This is a genomic window from Nitrospira sp., assembly GCA_024760545.1.
Lineage (GTDB): Bacteria > Nitrospirota > Nitrospiria > Nitrospirales > Nitrospiraceae > Nitrospira_D.
The window spans coordinates 4,250,069-4,263,923 of the sequence record CP060501.1 but is presented as its reverse complement, the minus strand read 5'-3'; the positions used below and the strand labels follow the sequence as shown (position 1 = coordinate 4,263,923).

The window sequence follows — 13,855 nt, the reverse complement described above, 5'->3', positions numbered from 1 at the left end:
ATCCATCATGGCAATACGCCTTTTCGCGTTGACCCATTTTGACAGCGAGGTGACCTTCATAGCGGTGTATGGAAGTCTGAGTCATAACGTGGTGGCGAGACACTGGTATGCCCCCTGGCGTACGCCACTCACTCCATCCGGTGTCGCCACTATGGGGGGCCTTCCCAGATGCCGAACCGGAGACACGGGGGCATAATACAAATCGAGTATTCACCAACAAAACGTATAACAAGGACAAGCAAACACGCATGCCCTCGTCCTGGAAGACGCTGCTGCAACCCGCGCAGTTGTGGACATTGCTCAAGGACACCTTCTCCGCATGGAGCGATGATAAGGTTCCGCGTCATGGAGCGGCCCTGGCCTATTATACGGTCCTCTCCTTGGTGCCCCTGCTCGTGGTGCTCATTGCGATGATCGGAGTCATCTTCGGCCAGGAGGTCACGCAAGGCTACCTCCTTGAGCAGATTGGACGTCTGGTGGGGCCGCAAAGCGCGGCAGCTATCAAAGATATGCTGGAACGGGCAAGTGAACCCTCCACTGGGATCGTTGCCACCGTCCTCGCCATCGGGACACTCCTCTTCGCGGCCTCGGGGGTGTTTGCTCAACTCCAAGATTCCTTAAACTCAATCTGGGGCGTAAAGCCCAAAGAGGGGCGCGGTCTGTGGGGACTGATCCAGGATCGATTCTTGTCCGTCGTGGGGGTCCTGGGAACTGGCTTCCTACTCCTCGTCTCGCTCACCCTGAGCGCCGCATTGGCAGCATTCGGGAAATGGTTTGGCGGATGGCTGCCGGCACCGGAGTTGGTGCTGCAAGTCTTGGAGCTCCTCATTTCGCTCGCGGTGATCACCGGTCTATTCGCCATGATCTTCAAAGTGCTACCCGATGCCCAGGTGGCCTGGCGTGATGTATGGGTCGGCGCGGTGCTTACCGGGTTGCTGTTTACGATCGGGAAATTCGCGATTGGGTTATATCTCGGGAAGAGTGATGTAGGCTCTGCCTATGGGACGGCCGGCTCTTTGGTGATCATCCTCGTCTGGGTCTACTATTCGTCTCAGATTCTGCTCTTTGGTGCTGAATTTACGCAAGTCTATGCAAACACAGTCGGGGGACGCATTGTCCCCTCTGAGCATGCCATGGTCGCGGATCCCCGAAAAGCTAATGCTCCCGGAGTCTCCGATCTCTTGTCTAGCAGCGGAGACAGCACGACGCGCACACACACGAGACGCTGGGCCGTGAGGGACACGGTTCGTTCATCCAGTCGAGCAGCGGCGTCTAACAAAGAGCTTCCCTGGTGGGTTGGACTCGTGGTGATTGGTACGGCCCTCATGCGATCTGCACGCCGGACAGGAAGGTGACCCTCATCTCCTACCCGACTCGCCATGAAGCGGAAGCGGCTGCATGCGAAACCTGGAGTACTGGTGTAAGTTGCGCACAAAATACCGCGTCCTCGGCAGTTGTGATGATGAGCCGGGAGGATGATATGAATCAAAATAGCTCAAGATGGCTGGCGTCACTGTTCGCACTAATAGTATGTATGTTCGCTCTACGCTCTGGGGTCAACGGCGCGCAATACGTTTCTATTGAATCTCAGACGGCGCCTATTCAGTCTCTGATTGTCGAGAATACGTCGTGGGCTCAGATGGGCGACGCTTGTCTTACTCTGACCATCTCGCTGACAAATACCGGGAACCAAGCCATTCAACAATTCGAAGTGCTCGTCCTGTACAAGAACAAAACAGGGGGTCTCGTCGGAGGACGAGGACACTTGGTGATGGAATCAGTTGAGCCGGGACAAACCAAGCAATTCACCCTCCCAGAGTACAGCCCTCCCGGCGACGATGGATCCCCCGTGATCACTGTCAAACCGATAGCGACGAATGGGTAATTCTAGATCCATGAGCGTGGGGGCATGCTATGTCCACAATCGAGTCGCGTCTCAAAGAATAAGAGGGGGGCACTCGGCGACAATGAGCACCTCTCTGGATGCAACACAAACATTTAACATAGCCTCGTTTCGACGGCAAAAGGGATCAGAATGCACGTGATCCAAATATTTCTTCCGGTTCGGGACAATAACGATCAGTCGTTCCCAGGAGAGAACTACACCCGCATTCGACAGGCATTGGCAACACAGTTCGGCGGATTGACTGCGTATACTCGTGCACCCGCCGAAGGCTTATGGAAGGACGAACAGAATGCCGCCCGCCATGATGACATTGTTATTTTTGAAGTCATGGCGGCTGAGTTAGATGAACAATGGTGGCAGGAATATAAACAGGAGCTGGTCAATATGTTCTCTCAGGACGACATTATCATACGGGTCCAGAACGTTCTGCTTCTTTGAAGGATGAGTGCAAGGCCGCTCGCTCAGCAGGGAGGTCTGTTCCCATTCCGAGGCGGCGCGACTTTCTTCATGCCTATTTCGTCTTGGCACTCGCATGCTCTACGTCGAGCACAATGCGCGCAGCTTCCTTGATGACGTCTACTGTGTCCTTTGATAGAAAGCGGCATGGTTCCTCCTTACCTTGGTTGGGTGTTAGGGAGGGAGTTGTGCCTGGGAAACGGACTTTCAGGGTGGTGGCTCCAGTGGTCCGGCCCAACCATTCCAGTCCTCATACGAGATCTCTTTTTCCTCTCTGCTCCCGCACGGTCGCGGAAGCTCTAGAAACCTTTATCGCTTCAGCCCAGCTGACCGGCTGTCGGAAGTCCTTGATCGCGGGGTTTCCTTTTTGGGAAGAATCGTTTTGGGGAAGACCCGAGGGGGGTCGGGTAGCAGGAACGCCGTGAATACATGGCTAGTCGTGGAGGACTCCACATGGCGCCCATGCCTACGGCGAAAGGGCCGGGCGGTCTTTTCTTCGGTAGTCCTTCGAAATAAAAGTGTAACCATAAGTGTCACCGTCGCCCCTCACTCCCCTCACACCCCACGCAATTGGATGCAACAGGCAGTCGGGAGCTAGGCCCTTGGTGAATCAGGCGAATCAGGCTGCTGCGCTATGGTTTCAGGTTGTTGGGGATTCTCGAGGGAAGCCTTTTGTAAACCGCAGGTTGGAGGTTCGATTCCTCTCGCCGGCTCCAACCTTTCAAGCACTTACGGTTTGTACCGAATCAGAAGAATCGGCAGGTGTTATAAGGGTGTTAGAAAGGTAGGCATTCAGCTTATTCGCAGCCGTCAGTAAATCACTCTCCGCTACGCTGTTATAACGTTTCCACATGAGCGGTGACTTGTGACCAATGATCTGCATGGCCGTCGTCGTATCGACCCCCGCCCGCCTCAAGTTGGTCGCTGCACAGTGTCTCAAATCGTGAAAGCGTAGATTCTCAATATTGGCGTTTCGGCAGGCGGTCTTGAATGCCGTTTTGACCTCTCGAATCGGATTGCGCTTAAACACAAACACATACTTGTGGGACAGATCCCGCACCTTTGATAACGATGCCAGGGTTGCCTTCACCTGGGGTGTCATTGGAACCTGGCGAGGTTTGTTGGTCTTCGTATCCACGCCACGCAAGGTGATGATCCCCCGATGCAGATCAACCCGATCCCATGTCAGATTGAGAATCTCGCCTAATCGCTGCCCTAGGTGGTACGCGGTGAGCAAAATCGGCTTCAGGTGCGGGGATGCTACCTCGTAGAGCCCTTCCCACTCCTCAGCCGTCAAGACACGATCCCGCTCATTGTTGGCGCATGGGATTGGGACGAGTGTAGCCGGATTCGTGGTGAGTAGTCGTTTCCGCTTCGCCACGTTTAAACAGTGTTTCAGAATGATGTGGTCATTATTAATTGTCTGGAGACTTGGTGTCTTGCCGTTAAACTTCTTCCGTTGAGCACGGTAGGCTTCCACATCCTCCGGGGTGATGGCTGTCAGGTGTTTCTTCCCAAAATACGGAATCAACTGAAGTCGGACCACGTTCACCCGGTCCTTGAGTGACCGTAGGCGCTGGACTTCCTCTAATTGCAGGTAGTCAGTCGCCCACTCCTCAAATGTGACCATCCTATCCTTGTCGCTCTTGATAACTCCTTTCATGAGATCAGTTTTGATTAGAACTTCCTGTTGCTTCGCCACGGTCTTATTCATACCGCCCACTTTCCACCGCTTGAGCTTTCCACCCTGAGCGGCTGACGCCAGAGTGAGTGCTCTGCCATCATCCAACACATGAAACTCGACATAGTATGACCACACCTTGGGACAGGGACAGCTAAGGCCCTTGCGACCTTGCTCACAGCGTCTACTGCATTTCCCCTTTCTGGTCAGTCCCATTGGACTACCTACCTTTCTGTGGCTTCTCGGCCACCCTTACGAGTTGGTTGAGAGTGATATCCAGTGCCTGACAGAGCTTAAGGAGTGTTGAGAGTTGGGGGTCAAGCTGACCGGATTCGAGTCTGGCTATGGAGACGTGATGCACCCCCGATAGCTCACTCAGCTTCCTCTGACTTAACCCTCGTCGCTCTCGCCACTCCTGGAGCCGTGTCTGCATGCCATAAGCTAGCTTAAAAGCACCGACTGTGTCAACCCCATTTTGGCACAGGCATGACCGTCTGTTGTTTGATCCACTTATCCAGCGTCTCTCGATCAAACCTAGTGAGCCGACCGACCTTCACATAGGGAATCCGCTTCTGGCTGGTCATTGTGTAGAGGGTATGGACTGATAAGCCGGTATATTGTGCGGCTTCTTGGATTGTGAGTAATCGACGTTCTATGGCAGGAACACTATTCATCCGACCTCCTTTGATCCGTTTAGGCACCGGTTCACAACCTATTGAAATTGCGGAATGTGCTATTTCTGCTCTTTTTGTAAATCGCCAAGGGGCGCACAGAACTCATCACTGTCCGGCAATCTACAAAGTGTGAGGCCAGACTAACCCGGACGTGTCTGGACTAGCTGAGACCTATCTGCGCTCATTGAGCCATTTCAGTACAGAAGTAAGGTGATACCGCCTCAATCTGTTACTACCGATAGAAGGGAGCCCCAGCTTCCTCCATCGTCGAATGGTGGACGCGCTATAGCCGAGGTAGCTTCGTAGATCAGGCTCACTCAGGTAGCGATCCGTATTCTGGCTGTTTACGTTATTCATGCCCCCTTCCTTCCTCTGTTTTCTCTGCAATCGTGCAACCGTTCAGCTCCTCTGGTGTTGGGAGAAGCAATTTCTCTTCGGGTAAGGGCTCTCCAATCACCAAGCGGTAGGGCTTGCCTCTTCCATGCTCCGCATTGGCGAGATAGCCCAGCAAGAGCGCTTTCTTGACTCGCCTGGAGGCAGAAGAGATATCGAGATGCAATATGGTTGCAACCTCAAGAACCGTGGCCCACTTGGAGGACTTCTTCTTTGCCTGAATGGTCCGTACCGCTTCGACGGTCTCACGTACAGTCAAAGGCACGCTCAGACCGACACCTTCAGCGAGTAGATCGCTAATGAGGGTTTGGACAACTGTATAGTCCTCCAGGGTTGCGAGAATGTGCCCGTTCGCATTCTTTTTTCGATTCAGCTGGTGAAGAATGGCATGGGCCTTAATCAGGCTGAGCAGCATTGGAAAGTCTCGACGCAATCGGAGGGCCACAGGGGGTAAAGCGTGAGCCAATTGCTTCGCAAAAGGGATGTTCACGCGATGTTCAACCTTTTCCAGCCAGTTTTGGAGATCTAGCCATTCGCTGAGATCAGGTTGATCAGTTAACCCGTCGGCTTGACGTTCCAACACCTTTTGGGTTTGCTCGCGGGTATCTGAGATCGGTACTGAAAGGAAGCGGGTTTCATTCTCAGGATGAAGCTTTATGGCCGTTGTGGAGCTAAGGAACCCGGAAGGGCCAGGGCGATGCAGCACCTTTGGCCTCCAACCCTCCTTTGTTTGTTCGAGGGTTTCATAACGAATACACCCCTCACTCAAGAGGGATCGTATGAGATAGGTGCCAAATGGGCCAATCCCAGCGGCTTCATAGAGTACGAGGAAGCGATGAGACAGGGGTTCTGTAGAATAGGCGAGCACTCGTTCAGACATGCCCGTCAGTTCATGATAGGCACGCTTGGAAAAGAATCTCAGGACTGTGGCTAGGATAAAGCTCTTGCCCCCGCTTGAGGGCCCCTTGAGAACGGCAGACACCATCCGTTCGAGAAATCGGCTGATCATGACGAGAAAAATGAGCTGAGCCGCGCGATCTTCGCCAACCACCCCACACGTCCTGATGGTCTCGATAAATCGCTCCAGGATATGGGGGGCTCTAGCTAACTCAGGGGGTGATGGAATGGGCTCCGGGGCCCGTCCTGAATCACCTGAAGTGGTCTCACCCTCAGGCGGTTGCAGTGTTGCATGGCTAATAAGGGAGAGGGAGGGGGGTGCCGAGCTGGTACTCTGCCCATTCCCTTCAACTCTGCTCGTCTGATCGTCCTTCATGGACTCTCCTTGGTGAAAGATTGATATTTGCGAAACGAAACGTCTCGCTCTCACCAAGAAGAAGATCCGGTTTTCGTTAAAAGTGTGACAAGCTAATGAAAACGATGACTTATGAGTGAGGTGGGGCGGCGGGCTAATCCCCGAAGAGATGTTGGCCTATATTCGGACCGAATTTGGTTGTGAGTTCTGTGAAGGCGTCCCTACGGGCTCGCTCCTCTCGTTTCGCAATACTGTTGCGATTCATGTTTGACCCTAGTTCCTTCGCAAATTCTGCAGCTGACAACCCATCCACGAAGCGCCGTTGGTAATGCAGTGCTCCAAGTTCTCGTATCATAACTTCCTGCATAGCGTTCTTAACGGCAGCTTGCAGGTCTTCTGGATCTTCCCCCTCCAAGGGCACGGGTATTGGGATGAGCGTGGGGTCAATACTTGGCAGAAACGAATCTCCCGAACGCCGTTTCCCTCGCTCATTATCCAGCAGAACCTCAAAGCCTTCCGCATCGGCTCTCTTCTCGGGCTTTTGTTCTGAAGGTTGATAGTCGTGGTGAGATAGTCCTTGAGTTTCTTTGCCAAGCTTGAACTGCACCCATGCTGGAAGCGGGGCACGTAGAGGGTCCCACGTGAGAAACGCTTTCCGTAATACTGCCAGAATATCCTCTAACTGTTTGGCTGAAGTATCGTGTATTAAATCGTCAGGTCCTACTTTTGTCTTCCTTTTTTCTTGTGCTTTTCCTACCTGCACCCTCGTCACCTCCTCTATAGCCTGTTCTATGAGAGGTTGATAGGCTTCGAGTAACGAATAGCACTTGGTTTCCTTTCGTGTACCCTGTGACAAGATATAGATCAGTTGCACATCCGCTTTGCTGAGCAAAACTAATTGTTGTAAATGCTCTGTCTGTTCAGCAGACAATGCATCCTGAACACTCCATTTGAAGTGTTCGACAGCATTCGTCTGCATGTCCTGGATTAGTTTCTTCCAAGCTGTATCAAAATCCATACTGGCGCGAAGGTCTGCGAATTCCACCTCTTCGATGTGACTGATTGTCTGAAAAAGAGCCTTATTTGGTGTCTGACGAATTGTTCGCCGAATGTATCGGAAGCTGGGCAGAAAACGAATGAAGACGGTTTCCGTGACGTGCCCGCGTTCCGTTACAAACTGCCTTGTTTCCCTCCATTGCACCCAGGCTCGAATTTGATCAATGGTTCGAAACCTCGGAAGTCCCGCCTTTGGGTTGTGCCATAAATTATCAGCAAGTTTGAAATGTTGGAACTCATAGTAGTCGGTTAATGGCACGATGCCGAGCCATGCAAGTTGATGGAGTTTGGTTTCTTCATCATCACTCAAGCTAAGGGATTGGCGACCGGTGAAATCCTGGGGCCTGGTCCCGCAAAAAGCATGAACCTTGTTTATCAAGGTCGTAATGTCATCCGATTGATTGGGCATGGCAATTATCCCTCAGCAAGATTTCCTGTCCAACACGAGGAACCACTAGACTGAAAACTGCTCAAAATTGGATATGCTTATCCTGCTAGCGTGTCAATTCTATTTTCATCTCTGCGTAACACACACAGATAGCCATGTGAACCAAGACACTTATTAATCGGGGTTGAGCGAATCGGTCTCACTCACGGCATCTTCGCAAGCCCCCGATGCAAGGGAATGAAGCGATCACCTGTTTAACTAGGCTTCTTTACGTCCCACCTAGTCTCTTTCCTAGTATGCCGCCCCTAGAAGTCAGCCATGATTAGTGAAGAAGCTGTCTTCATATAGCAGCCGCCAACATGTCATCCTCGGACCATGGGGAGGGCGCTATGGCTCATCCTTTCACATCGATCATAAGTGGCATTGCTGCTGTCGTCATTTCAATCTCCTGCGCTATGACCGCTCCCGACGTTTCCTCACAAATCACCGAAGCCTTCCTGCAACAAGCCGCTGCCGCTCAGCTGGAGCAAATCGATCTTGGTCAGTTGGCAACGCAGAAAGCCGAGAGTGAAGAAGTCAAACGGTTCGGTGCCCGAATGGTGGTCGACCATCTAAAATTCGGCCAAGAGGTTCGGCAGTTGGCCTCGAAGGGGAGATTTCAGCTCGTGAACAGATTGAGCGAGTCGCATACCGCGATGAATGCTGAACTAACTAGAACAGCAGGCAAGGAGTTTGATCGCGCCTATAGCACCTTCATCTTGCGTGAACACGCGATGGAAATGAAGCAACTCGAACACGTCGCACGTGAGGAGAAGAATCCCGCAATTCGTCAATGGGCAACCGATGCCGTACCAATGGTGAAAGATCATCTTGCTCAGGCCGAAACCATCGCTTCTTCCCTGGGCCTCGCGTACGCAGGTCTCGGTCAGTACTGGGAAAGATCCTAACATGCCGACCAAGGCTTGAACGGTCTTTGTGCATTTCTCTCTGCACGGTGTTGGTCAGCACGTTGGGGCTGGTGTCGCTAAATCGACCGATTGTTGAGTCATCGCCGAAGAGGCGTCTATGGTCATCTCCACGAGTCCCTGAATCGGCATTGGGGCATTCCCTCAGACCGATTGTATCCAAGCTTCGCGTTCGTTGCGGCAAATTTGTGATACAGCCCCAGGATCTCCGACATCTACATGACACAAGTCCTGTCGGGAAGTATTTGAGGCGAGCCGGTAAAGGGTAAACGGACCGCATCCCGGCCCGCGTCGCTCTCTAGGTTCACGACGAAACCTCGCTGAATCGAAGCCAGGTGCGTCACTCCAATCAATTGCGGCCCGGGGCAAGCACTATATACAGTAACCCCACTACAGCACTAACAAATAGAGCTTCTAGCATCAATGACATAGCCTCACCTCTCCTTTCATCCAGCATTTGTGGCGACTCTCACCGCACACCTCCGTGTCCTTCCTGAACATGGTCAATGCTGATTTGATAGCGACTCAGACTCGCTCAGATCCTACCTTCATCCCTGCGGCCTAAGCATTGTTGCGAGACTCAGTAATGAAACTAGCTTCCAGAGTGCAGAAGTCCATCGTGGACTCTTCAACCTTCTTCAAGCGAGGTACTAAAGCATTTCTTGGGCCACTCGTGATAACGCAGAACATATGGTATTTACGTCACTTTACTTTTTGATGCGAAGTTCGGCCATCTTACCTTCGAATCGGAATGGATCCTAACTGGATCGGATGTGATCCACATGTGATGAGGAATTAGGATGGTGTTACATGTGGGTTTGAGGGTTTGTCACCATGGTCAATATGGGAGAAGTGAGGAAGTAATATACCTACTGACTCTGCTTGCGTCTCAAATACATACAATCTTACAATACGCCTCCATTTACCTCCCTAATGCTCCGGCATTCAAATGCAATTAACGCTTTGTGAACGGCACGAGGCGAAATCATACCCAACGCAATCCACGAATTGTCAAAGGCTTGGATTTAGGAGAGGAGCCTATCAAATGAGAACGAAACTATGTCTCATATCCCTTCTCTTGTTTCTGCTCGCGGAGCCATTGCCGTCCTGGGCCCAGTTGTCGATTTCTGCTCAGTGGAAAGCACGTGCTATAGAGGCGAGCGAAACCATAGTAACGCTGCAGGCAAAACTCAAAAAGCTACCGCGGGAAAGCAAAGAGGCCTCTCTCCTAGGATGCAAATACATGCTTGAATTCGCATATGTGAGCCAGCTCACAGCTGAAGAAATAACTCATAAGAGAGAAACAAATGCAGAGGTATTTCATCTCGTCCTCAACGGTGGTGATGCTGGAATATTTGACTTGGCATATGTTTATACCAAGGAAGGCAAACACACGATGACCCGGGTAGATCACCTGCCAAAGGATTGGCATATTTTTTTATTTCCCGACCACCCGGTTCAATTCGGATTAAGCAGTGACGATCTATGCACATTTATCTTCAACATGTCTAATCCTTTTGAATCAGCATCTGAAGTAAATCCAAACCACCGACCAAGTCAATGAGTCGTTCCATTTGCGTAGATCCGCACATTGTAAAACAAATACAATGTGTGCCCTTTTCTATTACATTGTGTCCAATAAACAAAAGCCGGAGCATAAATGCAAAAGCTCAAAGTTGACCTCGCAAATTGTTATGGAATTAAAAAGCTCAGGACTGACTTCGATTTTACGGGACAAAAGGTTTACGCCATTTATGCTCCCAATGGAGCAATGAAAACCTCTCTGGCTCAAACGTTTAAAGACGTAGCTGAGAACATCGTATCGAAGGATCGGATATTCCCTGCCAGAACATGCAAGAGAGTAATTACCGATGAGAATGCTGTGCCTATACCAAAGGACAATGTTGTGGTCATTTGTCCTTATGATGAAGTTTTGGGTCATACAGAGAAAACTTCGACGCTATTGGTTGATGCCAAGCTGAGAGAAGAATACGAAAAGCTTCATGAAGATATTGATGCATCCAGGGAGAGATTCATTAAGGCTCTTAAGGAACAATCTGGATCGAGGAAGGACCTAGCTAGGGAGATTTCTTCGACATTTACAAAAAGCGATGTAGAGTTTTATCGCGCTTTGATCCGCGTTAAGGACGAGGTGATCTCTCAGAAGGACGCTCCTTTTGCAAACATCGAGTACGACATGATTTTCGATGAGAAGGTACTATCGCTTCTTTCTACGAAGGATGTAAAGACTACCATCGAAGAGTATATCAAGAGATACAATGAGCTGTTAGCTGCGTCTACGTACTTTAAAAAAGGTACATTTACTTACTATAACGCTTCCACCATAGCGAAGAGTTTAGCTGACAACGGTTTCTTTGACGCCAAACATACAGTGAGCTTGAATGGTGACAAGAAATTGGAGGTCACTACAGTCAAGCAACTGGAGGCGCTGATTGCAGAAGAAAAAGAAAGCATTTCCAAGGACAAAGACCTCAGGCAAAAGTTTTCAGAGATTGAAAAGCTAATTACAAAGAATGCGGCCCTTAGAGGATTCCAAGCGTATCTCAGCGATCATGAGGAGCTTTTGCCAAAGCTGGCAAACATTGAGGGTTTTAAGGAAGAGATTTGGAAGTCCTATTTCAAAGAGCGAATCGATCTTTATAAGGATTTAATTGAAAGATTTCAGGCCGCTGAAGAGAGAAAGAGAAAGATTGAGGAAGAAGCGAGTAAACAGAGAACCCAATGGTAATCGGTAATTGAGATCTTTAATGACCGTTTTTTTGTTCCGTTTAAGCTGATGGCTGAGAACAGAATCTCGGTTATTTTGGGACAAGAGCCAATGCTTACTCTGGGATTCACCTATGTAGACGGGACTGATACAGCTTCCGTCGATAAAGTCACCCTGCTGAAGACCTTAAGTACTGGCGAGAAGAAAGCTCTTTATATACTCAATATTATTTTCGAGGTTGAAGCTCGAAAGAAGGCAAGCCAGGAAACTCTATTTATAGTGGATGATATCGCGGACTCATTCGACTACAAGAATAAGTACGCCATCATTCAATACTTGAAGGACATAGCTGACGAACCGAACTTTATGCAAATCCTCTTAACACATAATTTCGACTTCTTCCGTACAGTGGAAAGTAGGTTCGTCAAGTACTCTCACTGCCTTATGACTACCAGAAGTATTGCAGGAGAGCTTTCTCTTAAACAGGCCACAGGTATTAAGAATATTTTCGTTAAAGATTGGAAACTGAACTTTTTCACTGATCCATCAAAGAAAATTGCTTCAATTCCATTTATCCGCAACATAATCGAATATACCAAGGGGGAGGAGGACGCTTGTTTCATAAGGCTAACGTCGCTGCTGCATTGGAAACAGGATTCTATTGGGATTGCTCAAAACGAACTCGACGCAATCTTCAATGAGGTTTTTGGAACAAGCGGTAGCTCAGAGAACGGTAACAAGCCAGTGGTTGACATCATAAAAGAGGAAGCTAACAAATGCCTTGTGGCAGGTGCGAGTATCAACTTTGAAAACAAGATAGTACTTTCCATCGCAATACGGTTAGTCGCAGAACGATTCATGACAATGAGAATTGACGACCCTTCATATTTCGGTGGAATCAAGTCGAACCAAACGCAGGCACTACTCGCCAAATTTAAGGAGTTATTTAGAGGTGAGACTGCCGCAATACAGATCCTTGAACGCGTAGTTCTTATGACCCCCGAGCATATCCACTTAAATTCGTTCATGTATGAGCCAATCTTGGATATGTCTGATGACCACTTAAGAAAGCTTTATACGGACGTCCTCGCCCTTTGAAATAGGCACATTACATCGCTTACTTTCGGATAGTTTATAATGAGTGCGATGTATCAAACCCTACTTCTCTCTATCGTCCTACTTGCCCTTTTTGCTTATCCATCCCACGCAACCGATTTCACGGGACGGGTGGTCTCCGTCAAAGATGGTGACACCATCGAAGTTCTTCACAACAAGAATGCCGAACGCATCCGCCTTGTGGGTATCGATTGCCCAGAGAAGAAACAGGCTTTCGGTAAGTGGGCGAAGCAGGCCACGTCTAACTTAAGTTTTGGTCAGAACGTCACGATTCAGACAACCGGCAAGGATAGGTATGGGCGCACGCTCGGTACTGTAGTATTGGCGGATAATCGCAACTTGAACCATGAACTAGTCAAAGGTGGGTGGTGCTGGTGGTATAGAAAATATGCCCCAGGTGATACAGTCCTGGAAGGGTTGGAACAGGAAGCACGAGAAACGAGGAAAGGGTTATGGGTAGATCCTCACCCCCTTCCACCGTGAGAGTGGAGAGCCTCAATGAAGAAGAGGCATGAAACTCCCAGCTAGATCTTCAAATATCTCCGCTTCAAGGCTAAGCGACAGACAGTTAGGAAATTCCGGCAATGCCACTTTCTCAGGATCACCGCTTTGTGATACTCCACCGTCCGTGAGGCAATTCTTAGGCGACCCCCAATTTCCTTGACTCTCAGCCCATCCCAGACCGCTTGCAGAACCTGGCGCTCGCGGTGGCTCAAGTCTTTGTAGCCTTGGGCGATCATGCCCCCCTCTTTCATGAGGGGAATAGCATTAGCACAAATAGCCGATCTATTCTATACCATTCTCCCTAGTTTACGTTGCCTAGCCTCCTCTACCTGCACATCGCGCTAGAGTGGCCACCCACCTTTTGCTCTGGTGTTGCATCCCTTAAGAGAGTCCTCAGCCCATGACGTGGGCAGAGTGCGCCATTTATGGGTTGGTCGGTAGCGGGCACACTTAAGACTAGTTCAGAGGAAAGTCCCAAGAGGTGGGCGTAGAATCCTCCCACCCTTGCGCGGGCAGACGATGCCACGCCCGTAATGCGCGTCGCTGGGCCGCACTATGTTGAGAAGAGACCCAGACGAGCGACCATTGCTGTTGCGCAGGAACGCACAGGTTCTTGTAGGGTGTTGCTGTGATCATCCATGTCTCAACACGATCATCTGGAGGCGGCGTTGGTGAGGTGACCGATTCAGGTGTACACCACCCCCCGAGAATCCATCCTCTCGGCGTGAGATGCCAT

The 13,855-nt window shown here is 50.2% G+C and carries 12 protein-coding genes and 1 pseudogene; 7 read left to right on the top strand and 6 right to left on the bottom strand.

Features of this window, described 5'->3' with window-relative positions:
• The first annotated feature begins 248 nt into the window (after positions 1 to 248).
• The 3 genes from H8K03_20185 to H8K03_20175 all read left to right on the top strand — a co-directional run bounded on the left by H8K03_20185 (position 249) and on the right by H8K03_20175 (position 2,344).
• Positions 249 to 1,355 (top strand): YihY/virulence factor BrkB family protein, encoded by a 1,107-nt coding sequence (locus H8K03_20185; GenBank protein UVT20065.1) that lies wholly within the window; start codon positions 249 to 251, stop codon positions 1,353 to 1,355.
• Positions 1,356 to 1,534: 179 nt separating this feature from the next.
• Entirely contained in the window at positions 1,535 to 1,885 is a 351-nt protein-coding gene (locus H8K03_20180; protein UVT20064.1) for a hypothetical protein, read from the top strand.
• Between the two features lie 150 nt (positions 1,886 to 2,035).
• Positions 2,036 to 2,344, top strand: a complete 309-nt coding sequence (locus H8K03_20175) for a hypothetical protein (protein UVT20063.1) — start codon at positions 2,036 to 2,038, stop codon at positions 2,342 to 2,344.
• A 739-nt stretch (positions 2,345 to 3,083) separates the two neighbouring features.
• Here the strand turns inward: H8K03_20175 and H8K03_20170 are convergent.
• The 5 genes from H8K03_20170 to H8K03_20150 form a co-directional block, all read right to left on the bottom strand.
• Complete coding sequence (locus tag H8K03_20170; GenBank protein ID UVT20062.1) at positions 3,084 to 4,076, bottom strand: site-specific integrase; 993 nt, start codon at positions 4,074 to 4,076, stop codon at positions 3,084 to 3,086.
• Positions 4,077 to 4,263: 187 nt separating this feature from the next.
• Positions 4,264 to 4,476: a helix-turn-helix transcriptional regulator gene (locus tag H8K03_20165; GenBank protein ID UVT20061.1), complete on the bottom strand. Its 213-nt coding sequence runs from the start codon at positions 4,474 to 4,476 to the stop codon at positions 4,264 to 4,266.
• Positions 4,477 to 4,507: 31 nt separating this feature from the next.
• Entirely contained in the window at positions 4,508 to 4,717 is a 210-nt protein-coding gene (locus H8K03_20160) for a helix-turn-helix domain-containing protein (GenBank protein UVT20060.1), read from the bottom strand.
• 349 nt (positions 4,718 to 5,066) lie between these two features.
• Positions 5,067 to 6,383, bottom strand: coding sequence for a hypothetical protein (locus H8K03_20155; GenBank protein UVT20059.1), 1,317 nt, complete (start codon positions 6,381 to 6,383; stop codon positions 5,067 to 5,069).
• A 133-nt stretch (positions 6,384 to 6,516) separates the two neighbouring features.
• A complete protein-coding gene (locus H8K03_20150) occupies positions 6,517 to 7,827 on the bottom strand; it encodes a sigma-70 family RNA polymerase sigma factor (protein UVT20058.1) in 1,311 nt (436 codons plus the stop codon).
• 368 nt (positions 7,828 to 8,195) lie between these two features.
• On the opposite strand from H8K03_20150, the gene H8K03_20145 reads away from it, so the two are divergent.
• The 4 genes and pseudogenes from H8K03_20145 (at position 8,196) to H8K03_20130 (ending at position 13,098) form a co-directional block, all read left to right on the top strand.
• Positions 8,196 to 8,753: a DUF4142 domain-containing protein gene (locus H8K03_20145; protein UVT20057.1), complete on the top strand. Its 558-nt coding sequence runs from the start codon at positions 8,196 to 8,198 to the stop codon at positions 8,751 to 8,753.
• A 1,063-nt stretch (positions 8,754 to 9,816) separates the two neighbouring features.
• Positions 9,817 to 10,335 (top strand): hypothetical protein, encoded by a 519-nt coding sequence (locus tag H8K03_20140; protein UVT20056.1) that lies wholly within the window; start codon positions 9,817 to 9,819, stop codon positions 10,333 to 10,335.
• Positions 10,336 to 10,431: 96 nt separating this feature from the next.
• Positions 10,432 to 12,597, top strand: a pseudogene (locus H8K03_20135) (phage infection protein).
• Positions 12,598 to 12,636: 39 nt separating this feature from the next.
• Positions 12,637 to 13,098, top strand: coding sequence for a thermonuclease family protein (locus H8K03_20130; GenBank protein ID UVT20055.1), 462 nt, complete (start codon positions 12,637 to 12,639; stop codon positions 13,096 to 13,098).
• 41 nt (positions 13,099 to 13,139) lie between these two features.
• Here the strand turns inward: H8K03_20130 and H8K03_20125 are convergent, their stop codons facing one another.
• Positions 13,140 to 13,355 carry a helix-turn-helix transcriptional regulator gene (locus H8K03_20125; protein ID UVT20054.1) on the bottom strand — a complete coding sequence of 72 codons (216 nt, stop codon included), beginning with the start codon at positions 13,353 to 13,355 and terminating at the stop codon, positions 13,140 to 13,142.
• Positions 13,356 to 13,855 lie beyond the last annotated feature (500 nt).